21 protein-coding genes and 1 pseudogene are annotated in these 21,804 nt (G+C 63.3%); 10 read left to right on the forward strand and 12 right to left on the reverse strand.

What is annotated here, in order from left to right; genetic code table 11:
- Positions 1-147: 147 nt before the first annotated feature.
- The gene (locus CK222_RS20930) at positions 148-1,083 is read left to right on the forward strand and encodes a ribose-phosphate pyrophosphokinase (RefSeq protein ID WP_066994382.1); all 936 of its coding nucleotides are present in this window, start codon (positions 148-150) and stop codon (positions 1,081-1,083) included.
- Here CK222_RS20930 and CK222_RS20935 read toward each other — a convergent pair.
- Positions 1,080-1,964, reverse strand: coding sequence for a helix-turn-helix transcriptional regulator (locus CK222_RS20935; protein ID WP_095801665.1), 885 nt, complete (start codon positions 1,962-1,964; stop codon positions 1,080-1,082). The two genes, CK222_RS20930 and CK222_RS20935, sit on opposite strands and share 4 nt — an antisense overlap.
- 130 nt (positions 1,965-2,094) lie before the next feature.
- Here CK222_RS20935 and CK222_RS20940 point away from each other — a divergent pair, with 130 nt between their 5' ends.
- Positions 2,095-3,324: an MFS transporter gene (locus tag CK222_RS20940; protein ID WP_176477688.1), complete on the forward strand. Its 1,230-nt coding sequence runs from the start codon at positions 2,095-2,097 to the stop codon at positions 3,322-3,324.
- A 72-nt stretch (positions 3,325-3,396) separates the two neighbouring features.
- Here the strand turns inward: CK222_RS20940 and CK222_RS20945 are convergent, their stop codons facing one another.
- Positions 3,397-4,260 (reverse strand): alpha/beta hydrolase, encoded by an 864-nt coding sequence (locus CK222_RS20945; RefSeq protein ID WP_095801666.1) that lies wholly within the window; start codon positions 4,258-4,260, stop codon positions 3,397-3,399.
- 152 nt (positions 4,261-4,412) lie between these two features.
- Between CK222_RS20945 and CK222_RS20950 the strand changes: the two genes are divergently transcribed.
- Positions 4,413-4,856: a MarR family transcriptional regulator gene (locus CK222_RS20950; RefSeq protein ID WP_095801832.1), complete on the forward strand. Its 444-nt coding sequence runs from the start codon at positions 4,413-4,415 to the stop codon at positions 4,854-4,856.
- Between the two features lie 109 nt (positions 4,857-4,965).
- On the opposite strand, the gene CK222_RS20955 is transcribed toward CK222_RS20950, so the two are convergent.
- Positions 4,966-5,637: a glutathione S-transferase family protein gene (locus CK222_RS20955; protein ID WP_095801667.1), complete on the reverse strand. Its 672-nt coding sequence runs from the start codon at positions 5,635-5,637 to the stop codon at positions 4,966-4,968.
- Between the two features lie 396 nt (positions 5,638-6,033).
- Here CK222_RS20955 and CK222_RS20960 point away from each other — a divergent pair, with 396 nt between their 5' ends.
- The 5 genes from CK222_RS20960 to CK222_RS20980 all read left to right on the forward strand — a co-directional run bounded on the left by CK222_RS20960 (position 6,034) and on the right by CK222_RS20980 (position 9,655).
- Positions 6,034-6,678, forward strand: a complete 645-nt coding sequence (locus CK222_RS20960; protein ID WP_066994365.1) for a 50S ribosomal protein L25/general stress protein Ctc — start codon at positions 6,034-6,036, stop codon at positions 6,676-6,678.
- Between the two features lie 24 nt (positions 6,679-6,702).
- Entirely contained in the window at positions 6,703-7,425 is a 723-nt protein-coding gene (gene pth / locus CK222_RS20965; RefSeq protein ID WP_095801668.1) for an aminoacyl-tRNA hydrolase, read from the forward strand.
- 94 nt (positions 7,426-7,519) lie between these two features.
- The gene (ychF, locus tag CK222_RS20970; protein WP_095801669.1) at positions 7,520-8,623 is read left to right on the forward strand and encodes a redox-regulated ATPase YchF; all 1,104 of its coding nucleotides are present in this window, start codon (positions 7,520-7,522) and stop codon (positions 8,621-8,623) included.
- A gap of 103 nt (positions 8,624-8,726) precedes the next feature.
- Positions 8,727-9,188 (forward strand): MaoC family dehydratase, encoded by a 462-nt coding sequence (locus CK222_RS20975; protein WP_066994904.1) that lies wholly within the window; start codon positions 8,727-8,729, stop codon positions 9,186-9,188.
- Positions 9,185-9,655, forward strand: a complete 471-nt coding sequence (locus CK222_RS20980; RefSeq protein WP_095801670.1) for a MaoC family dehydratase — start codon at positions 9,185-9,187, stop codon at positions 9,653-9,655. The genes CK222_RS20975 and CK222_RS20980 overlap by 4 nt, the downstream gene beginning before the upstream one ends.
- Before the next feature lie 74 nt (positions 9,656-9,729).
- Here the strand turns inward: CK222_RS20980 and CK222_RS20985 are convergent, their stop codons facing one another.
- The 5 genes and pseudogenes from CK222_RS20985 to petA all read right to left on the reverse strand — a co-directional run bounded on the left by CK222_RS20985 (position 9,730) and on the right by petA (position 14,078).
- Positions 9,730-10,275, reverse strand: coding sequence for an adenine phosphoribosyltransferase (locus CK222_RS20985; protein WP_066994354.1), 546 nt, complete (start codon positions 10,273-10,275; stop codon positions 9,730-9,732).
- A gap of 205 nt (positions 10,276-10,480) precedes the next feature.
- A pseudogene (locus CK222_RS33545) lies at positions 10,481-11,178 on the reverse strand (phosphatase PAP2 family protein).
- 140 nt (positions 11,179-11,318) lie between these two features.
- Positions 11,319-12,176 carry a cytochrome c1 gene (locus CK222_RS20995; RefSeq protein WP_067326549.1) on the reverse strand — a complete coding sequence of 286 codons (858 nt, stop codon included), beginning with the start codon at positions 12,174-12,176 and terminating at the stop codon, positions 11,319-11,321.
- A 19-nt stretch (positions 12,177-12,195) separates the two neighbouring features.
- A complete protein-coding gene (locus CK222_RS21000; RefSeq protein WP_066994345.1) occupies positions 12,196-13,500 on the reverse strand; it encodes a cytochrome b N-terminal domain-containing protein in 1,305 nt (434 codons plus the stop codon).
- A 17-nt stretch (positions 13,501-13,517) separates the two neighbouring features.
- On the reverse strand, positions 13,518-14,078 hold the full coding sequence (gene petA, locus CK222_RS21005) for a ubiquinol-cytochrome c reductase iron-sulfur subunit (RefSeq protein WP_095801671.1): 561 nt from the start codon (positions 14,076-14,078) through the stop codon (positions 13,518-13,520).
- Between the two features lie 313 nt (positions 14,079-14,391).
- Here petA and CK222_RS21010 point away from each other — a divergent pair, with 313 nt between their 5' ends.
- Together CK222_RS21010 and CK222_RS21015 are read left to right on the forward strand one after the other, a co-directional pair.
- Entirely contained in the window at positions 14,392-14,736 is a 345-nt protein-coding gene (locus CK222_RS21010) for a cupin domain-containing protein (RefSeq protein ID WP_066994340.1), read from the forward strand.
- A 210-nt stretch (positions 14,737-14,946) separates the two neighbouring features.
- Positions 14,947-15,678: an alpha/beta hydrolase gene (locus CK222_RS21015; protein ID WP_245433114.1), complete on the forward strand. Its 732-nt coding sequence runs from the start codon at positions 14,947-14,949 to the stop codon at positions 15,676-15,678.
- Here the strand turns inward: CK222_RS21015 and CK222_RS21020 are convergent.
- The 4 genes from CK222_RS21020 to CK222_RS21035 all read right to left on the reverse strand — a co-directional run bounded on the left by CK222_RS21020 (position 15,675) and on the right by CK222_RS21035 (position 21,779).
- Positions 15,675-15,986, reverse strand: a complete 312-nt coding sequence (locus CK222_RS21020) for a DUF6665 family protein (RefSeq protein ID WP_067326547.1) — start codon at positions 15,984-15,986, stop codon at positions 15,675-15,677. The two genes, CK222_RS21015 and CK222_RS21020, sit on opposite strands and share 4 nt — an antisense overlap.
- A gap of 10 nt (positions 15,987-15,996) precedes the next feature.
- A complete protein-coding gene (locus tag CK222_RS21025; RefSeq protein WP_095801673.1) occupies positions 15,997-17,880 on the reverse strand; it encodes an ABC transporter ATP-binding protein in 1,884 nt (627 codons plus the stop codon).
- Positions 17,877-19,769: an ABC transporter ATP-binding protein gene (locus CK222_RS21030; RefSeq protein WP_095801674.1), complete on the reverse strand. Its 1,893-nt coding sequence runs from the start codon at positions 19,767-19,769 to the stop codon at positions 17,877-17,879. The genes CK222_RS21025 and CK222_RS21030 overlap by 4 nt, the downstream gene beginning before the upstream one ends.
- 129 nt (positions 19,770-19,898) lie before the next feature.
- Complete coding sequence (locus CK222_RS21035) at positions 19,899-21,779, reverse strand: ABC transporter ATP-binding protein (RefSeq protein ID WP_095801675.1); 1,881 nt, start codon at positions 21,777-21,779, stop codon at positions 19,899-19,901.
- Positions 21,780-21,804: the final 25 nt, after the last annotated feature.

The raw sequence follows: 21,804 nt of genomic DNA on the forward strand, positions 1-21,804 counted from the left end.
CGGCTTGCGATCCAGCCGGCCTTTGTTGCGCCTTGTCGAACGATTCCCGATCACGAGGCTTGCAATACCGGCGCGGGCCGCTAAAAGCCCGGCATAAAGGCTCATGAGAGTCTGTCCGGTCTCTCCATCCTTCACCAGGAACGGTGCATGAAGCTTTTTGCGGGCAATTCCAACAGGGTGCTGGCCGAAGCGGTCGCTCGCTATCTCAACATCCCGCTGGGGAAGGCCAGCGTCAGGCGCTTCGCCGATCAGGAGATCTTCGTCGAGATCCAGGAGAACGTGCGCGGCGAGGATGTCTTCATCCTGCAGTCGACCTCCTATCCGACCAACGACCATCTGATGGAGCTGCTCATCATGATGGACGCCTTCATGCGCTCCTCGGCAAGGCGCATCACGGCGGTCATTCCCTATTTCGGCTACGCCAGGCAGGACCGCCGCGCCTCAGGCCGCACGCCGATTTCGGCCAAGCTCGTCGCCAACATGATCACCCGCGCCGGCGCCGATCGCGTGCTGACGCTCGACCTCCACGCCGGCCAGATCCAGGGCTTCTTCGACATTCCGACCGACAATCTGTTCTCGGTGCCGGTGATGGCCCGCGACGTGAAGGCGAAATACAAGCAGCTCGGCAATGTCGTCGTCGTATCGCCCGACATCGGCGGCGTAGTGCGGGCGCGCGCGCTTGCAAAACGCTTCGATGCGCAGCTCGCCATCGTCGACAAGCGCCGCGAGCGGCCCGGCGAATCCGAGGTGATGAACATCATCGGCGCCGTCGCCGGCAAGGATTGCCTCTTGATTGACGACATCGTCGATTCCGGCGGCACGCTCTGCAACGCGGCCGATGCCTTGCTCGCCAACGGCGCGACCAGCGTCACTGCCTACATCACCCATGGCGTGCTCTCGGGCGGCGCGGTTGCCCGCATCAGTGGCTCGAAACTGCAGGAACTGGTGATCACCGATTCCATCCAGCCGAGCCAGGCCGTGCTCGACGCGCCCAACATCCGCGTCATCTCGATCGCCGACCTGATGGGCGAGGCGATCTCGCGCACGGCGACAGAAGAATCGGTCTCAAGCCTGTTCGACTAAGCCGCGGCGCTGCTGGCTTGAACCGGGCCGCTTGATCGCTTTGGCCCCTCGCCTGACTCGCGCGCGCCGCGCATATAGCCGCGCGGCGAGCTGCCGAGCATGCGCTTGAACATGGTGATGAACGCCGGCACGCTGTCATAGCCAAGATCGAGCGCCACCCTGGTGATGGGTTCGCCGTCGGCGAGCCTCGGCAGCGCCGCGAACAGGCAGGCCTGCTGGCGCCAAGTGGAAAGCGACAGCCCGGTCTGGCGGTGGAAGGCGCGTGTGAAGGAGCGCCGGCTCATGCCAGCGGCATCCGCCCATTCGTCGATCGTCGCATGTGGCGAGGGCGCCGCGACAAAGCGCCGGCAGAGCGCCGCGAGCTTCGGATCCGACGGAAGAGGCAGGCCGAGCGGCCGCTCCGGCAGGTTCGGTATCTCATGCAGCAAGAGCCCCATGATCAGCCCGGCGCGTCCTTCGAGCTCGCCGCCCTGAGGCAGCTTCTCCGATTCCACGATCAGACTGTGCATCAGCTCGGTAATGCCGACGACACGTAAGCCCTCCGGCAGGCCGGGAATTGCATCCGGCACCACATAAACCGAGCGCATCGAGACGTCGCCCAGCATCTCGACCGAATGCTCGATGCCGGCCGGTATCCACATCGCATGGTCGGGCGGCACCATCCAGCGACCGTGCCTGGTCGTCACCAGCACGACGCCGACAAGCGCATGCAGCAACTGGCTGCGGCTGTGGCGGTGCCGCGGCACGTGGTAGCCGTCGGGATATTCGGTCGGCAGCGCGACCGCCGGCCCGACCGCCTGCTCCAGCCATTGCCAGCGGCTTTCATGCAGCCGGCCGAGCTCGGCGGCATCGCCCCTGAAGATTTCCCGGCCATGCGGCATTCGATGTGGCCCATTTGCGAAACTATTGGACCAAACCACGAAAGAAGTCGCCATTCAAGCCGATTATAAGACAAGCGGCCAAAAAGCTGGCTGGCTGCGGTTCGCCGCCAAAAAGACCCGGAGCATTGCCTTGACCGATACGACCGCCACCGCCGTCGCCACCCCAGCGCCGGCAAGCCACACCTCGGCGCAAGCGACGGCCTTCACCGTCATTCTTGCGGTGAGCTTCTGCCACTGCGTCAACGACATCATGCAGTCGCTGCTTTCGGCGATCTATCCGCTGCTCAAAGAGAATTACGGTCTCGATTTCTGGCAGATCGGCCTTCTTACGTTCACTTTCCAGGTGACGGCCTCGCTGCTGCAGCCTGTGATCGGCATGATCACCGACAAGCGGCCGATGCCCTATTCCTTGCCTTGGGGCATGGCCTCGTCACTGGTCGGGCTGGTGGTGCTCGCGCATGCCGGCCATTACTGGCTGCTCCTGATCGGCGCCTCGCTGATCGGTATCGGCTCGGCGATCTTCCATCCGGAATCCTCGCGCATCGCCCGCTTCGCCTCGGGCGGCCGCTTCGGTCTCGCGCAATCGCTGTTCCAGGTCGGAGGCAATTTCGGCCAGGCGATGGGCCCGCTGCTCGCCGCCTTCATCGTCGTGCCTTTCGGCCAGACGAGCATTTCCTGGTTCGCCGTCGGCTCGCTGATCGGCATCGTCGTGCTGTGGCAGGTTGGCGGCTGGTACAGCCGGCTGCGCGCCTCAATGGCCAGCCGCAAGCCGGCGGCTCACGTCTCGCCCTTCCCACGCAAAAAGGTCATGGGGGCACTGGCGGTGCTGACGCTGCTGGTGTTGAGCAAGAACGCCTATATCGCCTCGCTGTCCAGCTACTACACCTTCTACGCCATCCATAAGTTCGGCGTCTCGGTGCAGATGTCGCAGGTGATGCTCTTCCTGTTCCTCGGCGCCTCGGCGCTTGGCATCCTGCTCGGCGGCCCGTTCGGCGACCGCTACGGACAGAAGGCGATGATCTGGTTCTCGATCGTCGGCGTTCTGCCCTTCACGCTGGCGCTGCCTTACGCCAATCTGGAATGGACGATGGTGCTTACCGTTGTGATCGGCCTGATCCTGTCGTCGGCCTTCTCCAACATCGTCGTTTTCGCGCAGGAACTGGTTCCCGGCCGCGTCGGCATGATCGCCGGCATCTTCTTCGGCTTCGCCTTCGGCATGGGCGGCATCGCCGCGGCCGTGCTCGGCGTCATCGCCGACATGAAAGGCATCGACTTCGTCTACCACGTTTGCTCGTACCTGCCCTTCCTCGGCCTGCTGACCGTGTTCCTGCCGAACATGAAGGAGGCCAGGAAAGCCTGAGCCGGCTACTCGGAACGAGCTCCACAGAGCAAAGCACCCGCCCGACGGCGGGTGCTTTTCTGGCGCTGGGACTCAGGCCTGGAAGAAGGCCAGGAGGTCGGCATTGATGACGTCCGCACGGGTAGTCGCCATCCCATGCGGAAGGCCCTTGTAGACTTTGAGCTCGCCCTTCTTGAGCAGCTTGATCGCGAGCAGCGCCGAATCCGCGATCGGCACGATCTGATCGTCGTCGCCATGCATGACCAGCACCGGCACGTCGATCTTCTTCAGGTCCTCGGTGAAGTCAGTTTCCGAGAACGCCTTGATGCAGTCGTAATGCGCCTTGGCGCCGCCCATCATGCCTTGGCGCCACCAATTGTCGACCACACCTTCCGACACCGTCGCGCCCGGACGGTTGAAGCCGTAGAAAGGGCCGGCCGGAACGTCGCGGAAGAACTGTGCGCGGTTCGCTGTCAGCGCTGAGCGAAAGCCGTCAAACACTTCGATCGGCAGGCCGCCGGGATTGGCAGCGGTCTGGAGCATGATCGGCGGCACCGCGCCGATCAGCACAGCCTTGGCGACGCGGCCTCCGGTACCGTACTGCGCGACATAGCGCGCCACTTCGCCACCGCCGGTCGAATGCCCGACATGGATGGCGTTCTTGAGGTCGAGATGCGCAACCAGCGCCGCCACATCGGCGGCGTAGGTGTCCATCTCATTGCCGGTGTCCGTCTGGCTGGAACGGCCGTGGCCGCGGCGGTCATGAGCGATGACCCGATAGCCCTTGGAGAGGAAGAAAAGCATCTGGGCATCCCAATCGTCGCTGCTCAGCGGCCAGCCATGGTGGAAGACGACCGGCTGACCGGTGCCCCAATCCTTATAGTAGATCTGCGTACCGTCCCTGGTGGTGATCGTGCCGCTGCCTGAGCCGGCCTTCGCATGTGAAGCTTCAGTCATCTCAATCTCCGTGTTAGATGTCGCGATAAATGATATCGCGATAATGATATGTCTAGCGCAACGATGACTTCTTGTCCACGATAATATGTATCGCGATACGATTTTTTGTGCTAAAGAGCCTCACGACGTCGACAAAAAAGGAACATGGCGCGATGCCTCTGCCCCTGGACAATCAGCTCTGTTTCGCGCTCTACGCCACGAGCATGGCGATCAACCGTACCTATAAGCCCATGCTCGACGAGATGGGGATCACGTATCCTCAGTATCTCGTGCTCAATGCGCTTGGAGAGGCCGATGGCATGTCGGTCGGCACCATAGCGCGCCGGCTGGCGCTGGAATCGAGCACCGTCACGCCGCTGGTCAAGCGCATGGAGCAGGCGGGTCTGGTGACCCGCCAGCGCAGCTATGACGATGAGCGGCAGGTGCAGGTCGATCTCACCGCGGCCGGCCGGGCGCTGCTCACGCAATGCAGCTGTCTGGGCGAAACGCTGGTCGAGCGTTCAGGCATGACCTCGGCCGAGATCGATGCTCTCACGCGAAAAGTCCGGGCGTTGCGCGATGCGTTGAGCGGCGACCAATCGGCTGATGCTGCCTGACCTCCAAACGCCGGACAAAGTCTGCTTAGTGCAGGCCACGGCCCGCGTCCCATCGCAGGGGCGAGCCATTTCCGCCGCGGCTTGGCAGGCATCCTCGACAATGGTCCTTTCAAGACGGAACGTTCAAAATACTTGCTTGCTCCTCGCTGCTGACCGGCGGCAGTTGCGGCGCATCCAGCCCCTGGAACGGGTCGCGCCAGGCATCGATATGCTCGATCCGCCGATACCAGCGGCTGAGCGATGGATAGTCATCGAGCGGCAACCGGGCAGCATCATTGAACGCGAGAAAGGTCGCCATACGAAAGTCGGCATAGCAAACCGAATTGCCGACCAGCCATTGGCGCCCGCAAAGCTCTGCTTCAAGGATGGCGGCTGTCATGTGGAACTGCCTCAGCCCCTCCTCGACCAATGCCTTGTCGATCGGCCCCAGTCCCCAGCGCTGTTTCGTGCCGCGCTCGAAATGCACCATGTCGCAGGCCCTGACGAAATTCTCCTTGCCCCAGCTCAGCCAGCGGATCATCTGCGGCTCGTCGTCGCCGGTGCGCCAGAAATCCGAATGCATGTCACGCGAGAGCCGGCAGGCGATCGCATCGGCTTCCCAGAGGCTCCATCCTGGGCCGACCAGGATAGGCAAAGTCAAATTGGGGTTAAGCGCGCGGTAGCGCTCGGCCTGCCCCGGCGCCATGGGCGAGGCGAATTCGAAGGCGACATCGGCCTTCAGATAGCGCGCCGCCGCGACCGCGAGGCGAGGATTGGGATTGCGGCTAAACAGTAGTTTCATGTCAATCTCCAGTCCTTCGATTGCCTGCCAAGGACGTTTGAAACCAGCCCGATGCTACATGACGCATGCGGGCGGGACCCGGCGCAACTCGCCAGATCCGACTTTGCAGCGAAGCAACGCGTCGGCTATGCCTCCCCGACTGGATATCATCGCGCAGCCTGGCCGAGCCTTCCCGTTCAACGGCTTGCGCCCCTGCCCGCCTTCCGCTATAGAGCCGCCACCCGCGTAGACACCCTTGGAGGCAACGCGGAGGAAGGCCGGCCAGGCCTGCATGATCCCCGAAGCGTTTGGACAGCCAAAAGCGTTGGATCGACCATGCAAGGCCGCGACGGCTTTCGACGTTTACGGATGGGCTTGCCCGCCGCGAACGCTCCATAACACGCGAAAGGAAATGCCATGAGCCACGAGGCTTACGAGCTCAAGGCCGAAGCGCGCGAACAGGTCGGTAAGGGGTCCGCCCGTGCAGTTCGCCGCAACGGCAAAGTGCCTGCAGTTATTTACGGCGACAAGCAGCCCCCCCTGGCGATCGCCCTCAACTACAAGGACATCTTCTACAAGATCCACGGCGGCGGGTTTCTGACCACGATCGCTACGATCGACGTCGACGGCAAGAAGATCCAGGTCCTGCCGAAGGATTTTCAGCTCGATCCGGTCAAGGACTTCCCGGTCCATGTCGACTTCCTGCGCATCGGCAAGGACACCGAGGTCAATGTCGACGTGCCCGTCCACTTCATCAATGAGGACAAGTCGCCCGGCATCAAGCGCGGCGGCGTGCTCAACATCGTTCGTCACGAAGTCGAGTTCCACTGCCCTGCCAACGCGATCCCGGAATTCATCACCGTCGATCTCGCCGGCACCGAAATCGGCGACTCGATTCACATTTCGGCGGTTGCCCTGCCGGCCGGCGTCAAGCCGGTGATCTCCGATCGCGACTTCACCATCGCGACCATCGCCGGCTCCGCGGCAATGAAGCCGGAGACGGAGGAGACTGCCGAAGCGGCGGCGCCGGAAGCTGAGGCCGCTGAGGCCGAAGAGAAGTAATTCTCTCGGCGCCAGGAGACGACGATGCTTGTCTTTGCAGGCCTCGGCAATCCGGGCGCGAAATATCAGAACAACCGGCACAATGTCGGCTTCATGGCGGCGGACGCGATAGCCCGCCGCCATTCCTTTTCGCCCTGGTCGAAGAAGTTCCAGGGCCTGATCGCCGAGGGCGCCCTGGGCGGCGAGAAGATCCTTTTGATCAAGCCGCAGACCTTCATGAATTTATCCGGCCAGTCGGTCGGCGAGGCGTTGCGCTTCTACAAACTCGATGCCGCCGCCCTCACCGTCTTCTACGACGAGATCGACCTTGCCTCCGGCAAGCTCAGGGTCAAGGTCGGCGGCGGTTCCGGCGGCCACAACGGCATCCGATCGCTCGACCAGCATGTCGGCAATGCCTATCGCCGGGTGCGCATCGGCGTCGGCCATCCCGGCGTCAAAGAGATGGTGCACGGCCATGTGCTCGGCGATTTCGCCAAGGCCGACCGTGAATGGCTCGACGTGTTGCTCGACGCGATCGCCGACGACGCCGCACTGCTGGCCAAGGGCGACGACAACTCCTTCATGAACCGCATCACCCTGGCGCTGCGCGAGAAGCTCGTGCCGACCGGCGATGACGATCGGCCTCCGCCCAAGGCGCCAAAACAGCAGAGCCATATCCGCCAGGCCCGCCCGCAGCAGCCGCCGGCGAAGGTTCCCGAGAGCGGGCCGATGGCCGCGATGCTGAAGAAGCTGTTCGGAAAAGACTGAGCGTCGAAACGATCATGCCAAGGGCTTGACGATCGTCCGCGCTTTCGCCCATAGCCCTCACCAAATCTCGAATTCCCGATAGGACCGGACGAACATGGGTTTCAAATGTGGCATCGTTGGCTTGCCCAACGTCGGCAAGTCGACGCTGTTCAACGCGTTGACCAGGACGGCTGCCGCGCAGGCCGCCAACTATCCTTTCTGCACCATCGAGCCGAACACCGGCGAGGTGGCGGTTCCGGACCCGCGGCTGCAGAAGATCGCCGCGATCGGCAAGTCGAAGGAGATCATCCCAACCCGCATCTCCTTCGTCGACATTGCCGGACTGGTGCGCGGCGCCTCCAAGGGCGAGGGTCTGGGCAACCAGTTCCTCGCCAACATCCGCGAGGTCGACGCCATCGTGCATGTGCTGCGCTGCTTCGAGGATGACGACATCACCCATGTCGAGGGCCGCATCGATCCGGTCGCCGACGCCGAGACCGTCGAGACCGAGCTGATGCTCGCCGATCTCGAAAGCCTGGAGCGCCGCATCGTGCAGGTCCGCAAGCGCGCCGCCGGCAAGGACAAGGAAGCAATGACCGTTCTGCCGATGATGGAGGCGGCGCTCGAACTGCTGCAGGCAGGTCGCCCGACCCGCGTCCTGCTCAATGGCATCGCGGCGGAGGATCTGCGCATCCTGCAGGGCCTGAACCTGCTCACATCGCATCCCGTGCTCTATGTCTGCAACGTCGCTGAGGCGGACGCTGCCACGGGAAACGAGCATACAAAGGCGGTGGAGAAGATGGCCGCCGCGCAGGGCGCCGGCACGGTGGTGATCTCGGCGGCGATCGAGGCGGAAGTTGCCCAGCTTTCCGACGAGGAGGAAATGGAGTTCCTCGCCTCGCTCGGCCTTGACGAGCCGGGCCTCAACAAGGTGATCCGCGCCGGCTACGAACTCTTGCATCTGATCACCTATTTCACCGTCGGGCCGAAGGAGACGCGCGCGTGGACGATCCACAAGGGCGATAAGGCACCGCAAGCTGCCGGCGTCATTCACACCGACTTCGAACGTGGTTTCATCCGCGCCCAGACGATCTCCTACAACGACTTCGTCACGCTCGGCGGCGAAGTGGCGGCCAAGGAAGCCGGCAAGGCGCGCGACGAAGGCAAGGAGTATGTCGTCCAGGACGGCGACATCATGCTGTTCAAGTTCAACACCTGAGTGCCTGGCTGGCTCACCAGAAAGGACTTGACCAAATTGGCTCGGGCCTCCATCCGGGATGCCCGACCTTCGGGATCACGCGTTCGTCAACCGGATTGCCGACATGACCGGAAAGACCTGGGCCTATGAGGATTTCGTCGAGGGCGCCTCGCTCGACCTCGGCAGCAAGAATGTGAGCGCCGCCGAGATCATCGAGTTTGCCAGCGAATTCGATGCCCAGCCGATGCATCTCGACGAGGCGGCCGGCAAGGCCAGCATCCTGGGCGGCCTTTCGGCTTCGGGCTGGCACACTTGCGCGATGTTCATGCGCATGCTGTGCGATGCCTTCCTGCTCGATTCGACCTCGCAAGGCTCACCCGGCATCGAGCACGTCAAATGGAAGAAGCCGGTTCTGGCCGGTGACCGTCTCACCGGCAAGGTCACCGTGCTTTCCAAGCGCCAGTCCAAGTCGCGGCCGCAGATCGGCCTCGTCAGCATGCGCAGCGAACTGTTCAACCAGCGCGGCGAATGCGTCTTCGAGCTTGAGAACACCGGCATGTTTCTGACCCGCGGGGCCGTCGCGTGACCCTGGACGAGTATTTCCTCATCGGCCAAACCGTCACCCTCGGCGCGCACAAATTCGAGGCCGACGAGATCAAGGCGTTCGCCAGGAAATACGATCCGCAAATCTTCCATGTCGACGAGGAGGCGGCGAAGGAGAGCATGCTTGGCGGTCTCTGCGCCTCCGGCTGGCACACCGCCGCCACCTGGATGAAATACAACCTCGAAAAGCGCATGGAGACCGAGGGCGTGCGTTGGACCGGTCCCGGCCCGCAGCCCGAATTCGGCCCCTCGCCCGGGTTTCGCAACCTCAAATGGCTGAAGCCGGTCTATGCCGGCGAAACCGTGACCTTCACCCGCAAAGCGCTTGCCCATCGACCCCTTGCCGGCCGCCCCGGCTGGAGCCTGCTCACGCTGCGTTCCGAAGGTTTCGACTCCAGCGGCGATAAGGTTATCGAGTTCGACAGCGCGGTGCTGGTGAAGGTGGAGTAGCGAATGGTGAATAGTGAATGGTGACTAGTGAACCATTCCCTATTCACGACTCACTATTCACCATTCAACACTGATCAATGCCCCTCGAAGCCGATCAGCGTCCTTACCGGCACGCCGAGAGCTTCCAGTTTCTGGCGCCCGCCGAGATCCGGCAGGTCGATGACGAAGCAGGCGGCAACGATGTCGGCGCCGATCTGCCTGAGCAGCTTGACGGCCGCCTCCGCCGTGCCGCCGGTGGCGATCAGATCGTCGACCAGGATCACCTTCTCGCCTTGCGAGACGCCGTCCTTGTGCATCTCCATCTCGTCCAGACCGTATTCGAGGCTGTAGGCGACGCGCACGGTCTCGTAAGGCAGCTTGCCCTTCTTGCGGATCGGGACGAAACCCGCCGAAAGCTGATGCGCCACTGCGCCGCCCAGGATGAAGCCGCGTGCCTCGATGCCGGCGATCTTGTCGATCTTCAGCCCGGCGTAAGGATGCACAAGCTCGTCGATTGCCCGGCGAAAGGCGCGAGCGTCGCCGAGCAGCGTGGTGATATCGCGAAACAGGATGCCGGGTTTGGGGTAATCCGGAATGGTGCGGATGGCCGCAAGCAGCGTGTCTTCGAGCGAGGGTTTCATGAGACGAGCTCCGCGTGTCCGGCTGTCGGGTACAACGGCGTCGACGCGCCCGGCGCAACGCAACCAACAACGGCTACCGCGATGGAGCCCGGGAGACAAGCGCATCCGGCAAAGGATCGGCATCGCCTGCCTTGCTCCCGTGTCGGCGCCGCAAGCGAAAAGGGCGCCCGCTGGCGCCCTTGCAGAAACGTCGGCGACGGACGGCTCACATGCCGAGGTCGGACCGCAGCTCGGATCGCGCCACCTTGAACTCGGTCTTGAAATCGGGCCGGCTGAGCAGGACCGCGGCGATCGCGCTGCCGGAAATCTTGCCCATCTCGACATCCGACGGATAATGGATGCCGCCGACCACGCGGTTATGGGCATATTCGGCCGCGCGGGCCATGATCTCGGCCCGCTTCTCCGGCACCATGTCGGACAGGATGATGCCCATCATGGTGCCGACCGTCGCATGGCCCGACGGCCAGGAACCGGAATTCGACAGCTTCACCGCGGGTTTGACCAGATCACTGAGCTGATGCGGACGCGGCCGCTTCCAGCCGTCCTTGGCCGGATCGACGACCGCGCCCCTTCGGTCGCCACCACGCGGTCGAAGAAGGCGCTGAACTTCGGCAGCGTCTCCTTGCTGAATTTCGGTCCCATGACATCGGCGAAGCGCCAGACATCCTCTTCGGCATCGGCGATAGCGCGCTTTTCCATTTCGGGCGTGCGCGTCACTTGCAGGGTCAGCACCTCGCCGAGTTCTGCCTTGGTCTCGGCCGAATCATTGGCCGGCGGCGGCGGCAGGATCATCGTCAGGTCGATGTCCTTGTTGGTGACGAAGGGCTGGGCGTCCTCGGCGCGGACTGCCGAGGGGGCGACAAGAAGCAGCACCACGGCTGCAAGCGGCGCAAGTCTTTTCATGGGCACGATCCTTGGCGGTGGGGCAACGCAGGATCGCGATGCGCAATGACAGCCATGTGACACGGCCGGATCAAAGCGGTCCCGAAATATGAAAAGGGCGCCTTTGCGGCGCCCCTCGAAAGTGTCTGACCGATCGCGGCTCAGTGCGCTACTTCGGCCCACACCTTGCGCTTGGTCAGGTAGACCAGCGCGCCGAACAGCAGCAGGAACACCAGCACGCGGAAGCCGGTCTTCTTGCGCTCTTCGAGATGCGGCTCGGCGGCCCACATCAGGAACGCCGACACGTCGCGCGAATACTGGTCGACCGTCTGCGGCGAGCCGTCGTCATAGGTCACCTGGCCGTCCGAAAGCGGCTTCGGCATCTTCAGCGACACGCCGGACAGGAAGTATGGATTGTAGTGCGTGCCTTCGGGGATCACCATGCCGGCCGGCGGCGTCTGGTCGTAGCCGGTGAGCAGCGAGTGGATGTAGTCCGGGCCGCCCTGAGCATACTGGGTGAAAATGTCGAAGATGAAACGCGGAAAGCCGCGCTCGACGCCGCGCGCCTTGGCGAGCAGCGACATGTCGGGCGGAGCGGCGCCGCCATTGGCGGAGGCGGCGGCCTGTTCGTTCGGGAACGGCGACGGGAAGTGATCCGACGGCTTGCCCGGGCGGTCGAACATGTCGCCGGCATCGTTCGGGCCGTCATGGATGGTGTACTCAGCGGCAAGCGTCTTGACCTGCGCTTCCGAATAGCCGAGGCCCTCCAGCGTGCGGAACGCCACCAGGTTCATCGAGTGGCAGGCCGAGCAGACTTCCTTGTAGACCTTCAGGCCGCGCTGCAGCTGGGCCTTGTCGTAGGTGCCGAACGGCCCGGCGAAGCTCCAGCTCATTTCCTTCGGTTCGTTGATCGGGAAATGCGTCGGGGCCGCCGCGTTGTGTTCCTCTTCGGCTGCGATGGCAGCGGTGCCCGCGACCACCAGGCCAAGCAGCGCCAGCGAGGTGAGAATCTTCTTCATGCCAAATCCCCTCAGATTCTCAGCCCTTGGTTTCCGGCGCGCTGACCGCGCCTGCCGGATGCCCGCCGGCTCCCTTGTTCTTCTTTTCCAGCACCGCCTCGGTGATCGAGTTCGGCAGCCGACGCGGTGTCTCGATCAGGCCGAGCACCGGCATGACGACCAGGAAGAAGGCGAAGTAGAACAGCGTCGCCATCTGCGCCATGAATACGTAAGAGCCTTCCGCCGGCTGCGAGCCCAGCCACCCGAGCAGGATGGCGTCGGCCACGAACAGCCAGAAGAACAGTTTGTACCAGGGCCGGTAGACCGCCGAGCGGACCTTGGAGGTGTCGAGCCACGGCACCAGGAACAGCATGGCTATGGCGCCGAACATGCACAGCACGCCGCCGAGCTTGGAGTTGATCGGCCCGATGTTGAAGGTGATGGCGCGCAGGATCGCGTAGAACGGCAGGAAGTACCATTCCGGAACGATGTGGGCCGGGGTCTTCAGCGGATTGGCGACCGTGTAGTTGTCCGGATGGCCGAGGTAGTTCGGCAGGTAGAAGACGAAATAGGCGAAGAAGAACAGGAACACGATCATGCCGAACGCGTCCTTGATGGTCGCATAGGGCGTGAAGGCGACGGTGTCGGTCTTCGACTTGACCTCGATGCCGGTCGGGTTCGACTGGCCGACGACATGCAGCGCCCAGACGTGCAGCACGACGACGCCGGCGATCATGAACGGCAACAGGTAATGCAGGGCGAAGAAGCGGTTCAGCGTCGGATTGTCGACGGCGAAGCCGCCGAGCAGCAGTTCCTGGATCCAGTTGCCGACCAGCGGGATTGCGCTGAAGAAGCCGGTGATGACGGTGGCGCCCCAGAAGCTCATTTGTCCCCATGGCAGCACATAGCCCATAAAGCCGGTCGCCATCATCAGGAGGTAGATGATGCAGCCGAGGATCCAGAGCAGCTCGCGCGGCGCCTTGTAGGAGCCGTAGAACAGCCCGCGGAAGATGTGGATGTAGACGGCCACGAAGAAGAACGAGGCGCCGTTGGAATGGAGATAGCGCAACAGCCATCCCGAATTCACGTCGCGCATGATCTTCTCGACCGAATCGAAGGCGAGTGTGGTGTCGGACGTGTAGTGCATGGCCAGCACGATGCCGGTGAGGATCTGCGATACCAGCATGATCGACAGGATGCCGCCGAACGTCCACATGTAGTTGAGGTTGCGCGGCACCGGATAGGCAATGAAGCTGTCATAGACAAGCCGGGGAAGCGGCATACGGGCGTCGAACCAGCGTCCGAGACCCGTCTTCGGTGTGTAGGTGGAGTGTCCCTCGCTCATCGAAATATCCCCCTGCCTCAACCGATAAGGATCTTGGTATCGGAAATGAATTTAAACACCGGGATCGCCATGTTCTCCGGCGCCGGGCCTTTGCGGATGCGGCCGGCGGTATCGTACACCGAGCCGTGGCATGGGCAGAACCAGCCGCCGAAATCGCCTTCCTGGCCGAGCGGGATGCAGCCGAGATGGGTGCAGACCTGCACCATGACCATCCAGGCTTCCTTGCCGGGCGTGGTGCGGTTGGCGTCGGTCGCCGGCGCATCGGCCGGCAAGTTGGCATTGCGGGCGATCGGATCCTTGAGATCGTTGAGGCTAACCGCCGCGCCGTCCTTCATTTCCTCGTCGGTGCGGTTGCGCACCACGACCGGCTTGCCGCGCCACTTGACGACCAGCGAGCTGCCGGGCTGCAGCGAGGAGACATCGACCTCGACAGAAGCCAGCGCCAGCGTCGAGGCATCCGGCTGCATCTGGTCGATGAACGGCCAGGCGACGGCCCCAGCGCCGACCACGCCGGCCATGCCGGTGGCTATGTAGAGAAAATCGCGACGGTTGGGATCGTGGATGTCGGTTGCGCTCACGGGTGCCTGATCCTTTCGCCTCTTTCCGTGCCGGCGGCCGAGCCTTGTCCCCGCTCAATCGCGCCGGCCCGACAGCGCATGGCGAACAGGCTAGCGAATTCCTCCGGCATTTGGAGGTTCGGTTTATGCGTGAAGCCCGTTTTTGTCCAGACGCGTGGAGGCACAAGGGCACATTGTCGCGGGCACATGCCGCGGCCCGCGCAACGGCTTGATGATCGGGCCGCCGAACAGCGCTAAATAGCGCTAACTTCAGCGGTAAATCGGAACTCCGCTTGCCTCGACAGCGACCGCCGGCCCGGTCTATTGTCGAGCCATGGCGCATGTCATCGACCGCGACAAATGGGCGAGCACGCCCGACCGTTGGCAAGGCGAGCTGCAATGCGGCGCATTTGGCTCCAACTCCTGCCTGATCTTCAATTATCAACCCGAGATCGGCGGCGGCCCGCGTCTGCATAAGCATCCTTACGCGGAGATCTTCGTCATCCGTTCCGGCACCGGCCTGTTCACGGTCGGCGATCGGCAGATAACGGCCACCGCAGGCCAAATTCTGATCGTGCCGGCCGACACGCCGCACAAATTCACCAATCTCGGCCCCGGTCCGCTCGAGACCACCGACATCCACGAGAACGGCAGCTTCATCACCGAATGGCTGGAGTGATGCGGCTTATTCGAGAGACAGGCCCTGTCCGCGGACCGATTCCCGCCTAGTTCTGTCGGTCGGAGCGATCGGACAGGTGAAGGCCGGGCGGAAACTTCCAGCATCGAGGTTGAAGGACTGACCATTGCGATCCGCGAAGCCGGACCACGGGATGCGCCCGGCCTCGTGCTGCTCCACGGCTGGCCTCAAAGTTCCCATGCCTTCGAGAACGTGATCGGTCGGCTGGCCACCGATCAGCGCGTGATCGCGCCGGACCTGCCGGGTATAGGCGGCTCGCAAGGCACGCGCAAAACCGGTGAGAAAGCCCATCTGGCCAGGGTGATAGCGGCCTTGATTGACGCCTGCGGCCTGCGACAGGTCATAGTGGCCGGCCATGACGTCGGCGGCCAGATCGTCTTCGCGCTTTTGCGCAACCATCCGGAAATCCTCTCCGCCGCCGCGATCATGGATGTTGTCGTTCCGGGCGTGGCGCCGTGGGACAAGGTCATCCGCAATCCAAACCTCTGGCATTTCGCGTTCCACGCGGTTCCTGCTCTCCCGGAACTGCTGGTTGGGGGTCACGAGCGCGCCTATTTCGACTTCTTCTTCGACACCCTTTCGAAGGAGAAATCCGCCATCCCGGCCGAAGCAAGAGACATCTACGCCAAGGCCTATTCGCGGCCGGAAAGCCTCAAGGCCGGCTTCGACTGGTACCGCGCCTTTTCCGAGGACGCCAAGGCCAATGCCGTTCCGCCGGCAAGCCCGATCGATACGCCGGTGCTCTGCCTCAGGGGCGCTGCCGAGACCGGCGAGATCAGCGATTACCTCAATGGCTTGAAGGCCGCCGGCCTCTCCAATGTCGAGGGCGACATCATCCCCGATAGCGGGCACTTCGTCGCCGATGAGAATCCCGGAGCGCTCGCCTTGCGCCTCGCGCGCTTTCGGAAGGAAGTCAGCGCTTAGCTGGCGCCGAGCCTGACCAGCACCGCCCGCGGGATGTCGTATTCGCGGATCACGGCGTCGTGCTTGCGCAGCCCGCAGAGTTCGCGCTGGATGAAATAGGCGTGGACGGCTTCTGCCGCTTCTTTCAGCAGCCGGTTGCGATCCCCGCCTTCCCCATTTTCGCGCAGCTTCGCCAAGGCCTCTTCGACGCGCTGGCCGGCGCGGCCGAGGGCGGCGGCCTTCTCGGCGAGTATTTCGTGGCCGAGCAGATCGAGAGCGCTCTCCTGCGCGCCTGACCGTCCGAAATTGCTGGGCATTCTGATCGACATGGCTGCGTTTCTACTCCGCCGGGCGCGTCTCTTCCAGCGCGCTTTCCTCATTGAAGAGGAAGCCGCCGGACTGCCGTTTCCAGAGCCGCGCATAAAGACCGTCCAGCGCCACCAGCTCATCATGCGTGCCTTCTTCGACGATGCGGCCGCCGTCGAGCACGACCAGCCGGTCGAGCGCTGCGATGGTGGAAAGCCGGTGGGCGATGGCGATGACGGTCTTGTTCTCCATCAGCCTTGCCAGGTTTTCCTGGATCGCCGCCTCGATGTCGGAATCGAGTGCCGAGGTCGCCTCGTCAAGGATGAGGATCGGCGCATCCTTGAGGAAGAGGCGGGCGATCGCCACGCGCTGACGCTGGCCGCCGGAGAGCTTGACGCCGCGCTCGCCGACATAGGCTTCGTAGCCAAGGCGCTCGCGATTGTCGCGCAGCCCCATGATGAAGTCATGCGCCTCGGCTTTGCGCGCCGCGGCGATCACCTCAGCGTCGGTAGCGTCCGGCATGCCGAGCTTGATGTTGTCGCGCAGCGAGCGGTGGAACAGCGCCGTGTCCTGGCTGACCACGCCGATATTGGCGCGCAGCGAATTCTGCGTCACGCCGGCGATATCCTGGCCGTCGATCAGGATCCTGCCGCCCTCGAGGTCGTAAAGGCGCAGGATGAGATTGGCCAGCGTCGTCTTGCCGGCGCCGGACGGACCGACCAGCCCGACCTTCTCGCCTGGACGCACGACGAGGTCGATGCCTTCGAGGACCCCTGCCCCTTTCCCGTAGTGGAAGGTGACGTTCTTGAGGTCGATGCGGCCACCCGCAACCACCAGCTCCTTGGCATCCGGGGCGTCGGTCAGGCCGAGCGGCTGCGAGATCAGCGCCTTGGAATTCTCCAGCACGCCGAGATTCCTGAGGATACTGTTGAGCTGCATCATCAGCCGTCCCAGCAGCATGTTGAGCCTCAGCACAAGCGAGAGCGTGAAGGCGACGGCGCCGACGGTGATCGAGCCTTCCACCCACAGATAGACTGCAAAGGCGGCGATCGCCGTGATCATGATGCCGGAAAGCGTCGTCAGCGCCACGCGCACGCCGGTCAGCCGCCGCGTGAAGGGCCGCAGCGCATCGAGATAGATGTCGAAGCCGTTGCGGATGTAGCGGTCGTCGCCGTCGGCCGCGAACAGCTTCAGCGTCTGCACATTGGAATAGGAATCGACGAAGCGGCCGGTGATCATCGAGCCGGCCTCGGCGGTCGCCTCGGCATGCTTGCGGATTGCCGGCAAATGGAGCCTGGCCAGCCAGCCGAAGGCGACGATCCAGATCACCACCAGCGCCGCCAGCCTGAGGTCGAGGCCGGCGACCAGCGCCAGCGTCGTCACCGTGTAGACGATCATGAACCAGACGACCTCGATGAAGCTTTCCATGAGGTCGCCCGTGGCCTGCCCCGCCTGCCAGACCTTGGTGGCGATACGCCCGGCGAAGTCGTTTTGGAAGAAGGCGTAGGACTGGCGCGAGACATGCCGATGCGCCTGCCAGCGCACCAGGCTGTAGAAGCCCGGCGTGATCGTCTGCTCGTCGACCAGCGCCGAAAGGCCGACCACCAGCGTGCGGATGATCAGCACCACCGCGCCCATGAACAGCAGCTCTGGCCCAGCGGCCCCCCACAGCGCGTGCCAGCTGCGTTCGCCGGGAAGCTGGTCGAGGATATCGACCAGCCGTCCGACGAAATAGAACAGCCCGGCCTCGACCAGCGGCGCGATGCCGCCGATGATCAGCATGGCGAAGAAAGCGAGCTTCGCTTGCCCGACATAGTGCCAGAGGAAGCCGCCGACGCTGGCAGGCGGACGAAGATTCGCCGGCTCGCGGAACGGGTAGACCCAGCTTTCGAACCAGCGATAGACGGCCTTCATCATTCCGCGGCTTCACCTTTCGTCGGCAGATCGTCGGCCGCCTGCTTTTCCTCGAGCAGGAAGCCGCCCGACTGGCGCCGCCAGAGCTGGGCATAGAGCCCGCCCTTGGCGATCAACGCCTCATGCGAGCCGTCCTCGACGATGCGGCCCTTGTCCATGACGACGAGCCGATCCATTGCCGCGATGGTCGACAGACGGTGGGCGATGGCGATGACCGTCTTGCCCTGCATGAGCTTGTAGAGGTTCTCCTGGATAGCGGCCTCCACCTCGGAATCGAGCGCAGACGTAGCTTCGTCGAGAATGAGGATCGGCGCGTCCTTCAGCATAACGCGGGCAATGGCGATGCGTTGCCGCTGGCCGCCGGACAGCTTCACGCCGCGCTCGCCGACGAGCGCCTCATAGCCGCTTTGCCCATGCGGATCGGTCAGCCCCGCGATCACATCGTCGATCTGCGCGGCCTTGGCGGCGCTGAACATCGCCTCATCGCTGGCGGACTGTCGTCCATATTTGAGGTTCTCGCGAACGGATCGATGCAGGAGCGACGTATCCTGATTGACGAAGCCGATCGCCGCGCGAACGCTTTCCTGCGAGACGTTGCGGATGTCCTGTCCGTCGATCAGCACCTTGCCGTCCTGCACGTCGAACAGCCGCAGCACGAGATTGACCAGTGTCGACTTGCCGGCCCCGGAACGGCCGATCAGGCCGACCCGCTCGCCCGGCGCGATCTTCAGCGACAGATTGTCGATGACGCCGCCTTTGCCGTCCTTGCGCCAATAGTTGAAGTTCACCTGCTCGAACTCGATGCCGCCGGCTTTGACCACGAGGGCCGGCGCGTCCTGCTGGTCCTGCATGGTGATGGGGCGCGCGATCGTCGTCATCGAATTGCTGGCGACGCCGATCTGCCGGAAGACGTTGGCGCCGACATCGAGAATCCTGCCGGAAATGTTGGCGATCTGCAGCGCGAACGGTATCGCCGTCGCCACGGCCGCCGTGGTCATGGCGCCGGCGTTCCAGCCGGCCAGCGCCAGCCAGCTTATGGCGATAAGCAGCGCAGCGTTGAGGACGAACAGGGCCGACCACATCAGTGTGAAAACGCGCATCAGCTGATAAAACGTGTCGGCGTGCTCGACGACGGCTTGCGAGACATATTTGTCTTCGTGCTCGCCGGTCGAGAATGTCTTGAGCGTCAGGATGTTCGTGTAGCTGTCGACCATGCGGCCGCTCACCTGCGACCACCGCTCCGACAGTTGGGACGAGCGCTGGGTGATCCTCGGCATCGCAAACCAGAAGATCATGCAATAGAACACCAGCCAGGCCGCCACCACAGCCAGAAGAAGCGGGTCGAGCCGCGCCAGCACAACGATGGCGACCGCGACGAAGACCAGCGCGTACCAGACGGCATCGACGGTGAGATTGACGCTCATCTCCACCGAGTCGCCGCTTTGCATGACCTTCGTTCCGATGCGGCCGGCGAAGTCGTTCTGGAAGAATGACCAGTCCTGACGCACGACATGCCAATGGCTTTGCCAGCGGATGAGGTCGATGAGGTTCGGTGCGATGGCGTGGTTCCGGATGAGCGCGTCGATAACCATGGACAGCGGACGCAGCAGCACGATGATCGCCATGATGACGAGCAGCGGCCCATGCGCGACGAAGAAATCGCCCGGCCTGGTGTTGGAGAGCAGGCCCACGATCAGGCCGACGAAAATCGGCAGCATCGCGTCCACTATTGCCGCGACGGCAACGATGATCATGCGCAGCCAATAGGCGGCGCGAAACTGCCTTATGAAATACCAGTAGAACCGCCAAAGTCCCATTGGCGGCTGCCTGTCTTCGGCCAGCGCCACCGGCGAATAATGGCTTTCGAACCAGGTGAAGATGCGGTCGAACATTTTTCTCTCGTAGATGCCGGAACCCCGCCGGCACCCGATTTGGTCGCCGGCGGGCCTCTGACAGGTCGTGGTTACGCCCGGGAGCGATTCCCCGCAATTGCCGTAACCTTGATGCCAATCGCGATCGCGTTACTCCGCCGCCATCTCGGAGTGAGACCCTTTGGCATCGGACTCAGCCGGCGCATCATCGAGGAGGAACCCACCCGACTGGCGCTGCCAGAGCTGGGCATAAAGGCCGCCCTTGGTGACAAGCTCTTCGTGCGAGCCTTCCTCGATGATGCGCCCCTTGTCCATGACGACGAGCCTGTCCATCGCAGCGATGGTCGACAGCCGATGCGCGATGGCGATCACGGTCTTGCCTTGCATCAGCTTGTAGAGGTTCTCCTGGATCGCCGCCTCGGCTTCCGAATCGAGCGCCGACGTCGCCTCGTCGAGGATGAGGATCGGTGCGTCCTTCAGCATGACGCGGGCAATGGCGATGCGCTGCCGCTGACCGCCGGACAATTTGACGCCGCGGTCGCCGACATGTGCATCGAATCCCTTGCGGCCGTTATGGTCCGAAAGCGCGCCGATGAAATCGAGCGCCTCCGCCCGCCGGGCCGCCTCGATCAGCATCTCGTCGGTGGCGTCAGGGCGCCCGTAGAGGATATTCTCCCGCACCGACCGATGCAGCAGCGAGGTGTCCTGCGTCACCATGCCGATCTGCGCGCGCAACGAATCCTGCGTTACCCCGGCGATCTCCTGGCCATCGATGAGGATCCTGCCGCTTTCCAGGTCGTAAAAACGCAGCAAAAGGTTGACCAGCGTCGACTTGCCGGCGCCGGAGCGGCCGACGATGCCGACCTTCTCGCCGGGTTTCGCAGTGAGCGACAGGTTCTCGATGACGCCCTTCTGCTTGCCGTAGTGGAAGCGGATCTCCTCGAAACGGATCTCGCCCTGACTGACGGCGATGTCGCTGGCGCCCGGGCGGTCCTCGACCAGCCGCGGCAGCGAGATCGACTGGATGCCGTCTTGCACCGTGCCGATATTCTCGAACAGGCTCGACATCTCCCACATGATCCACTGCGACATGCCCCACATCCTGAGCACCAGGCCGATAACCACGGCGACTGCGCCGATCGTCACCGCCTCGCCCAGCCATAGCCACAGCGAGATCGCCGTCACGGAAAACAGAAGCAGCGAATTCAGGATGTAGAGCATCCCGTATAACTGCGTCACCAGCCGCATCGAGCGGTAGACCGTATCGAGGAAGCTCGCCATGCCCTCCCTGGCGAAAGTTGCCTCGCGGCGGGCATGCGAAAACAGCTTCACCGTCTGGATGTTGGTGTAGCTGTCGACGACGCGGCCGGTCATGGTCGAGCGCGCATTGGCCTGCTCCTCGCCGACCTTGCCGAGCTTCGGGATGAAAAAGCGCAAGAGCCCGATATAGCCGACCAGCCATACACCCAAGGGCACAGCCAGTCGCAAGTCTGCCGAGCCGACGATGAACAGCATGCTGAGGAAGTAGACGACGACATAGTTTAGGACATCGATCAGCTTGATGACGCATTCGCGCACGGCAAGAGCGGTCTGCATCAGCTTGGTGGCGACACGGCCGGCAAACTCGTCCTGGTAGAAGGCCATCGACTGCTTGAGCAGGTAGCGATGCACCTGCCAGCGGATGCGCATGGGATAATTGCCCATCAGCGTCTGCTGGTTGAGCAGCGAATGCAGCCATACCGTGCCGGGCAGCGCGAACAGCACGATGAAAGCTATGCCGGCGAGTTTCCAGCGCTCCGTCTCAAGAAAGGTTTCGCGGTTCTGCGCCGACAGCCAGTCGACGATACGGCCCATGAAACCGAACATCCACGCTTCGGCAAGGGCTATCGCTGCCACAAGCACGGCATCGACGAGGATATAGGGCCAGGCCCCGCGCGTGTAATGCACGCAGAAGGCGACCAGCGTCTTCGGCGGCTCGACCGGCTCCGCGGCGGGAAACGGATCGAGCCTCTTCTCAAACCAGCGGAACATTCGAGGCACTCGACGATTTGTGCGC

The sequence above is a fragment of the Mesorhizobium sp. WSM3866 genome (assembly GCF_002294795.1).
GTDB lineage: Bacteria > Pseudomonadota > Alphaproteobacteria > Rhizobiales > Rhizobiaceae > Mesorhizobium.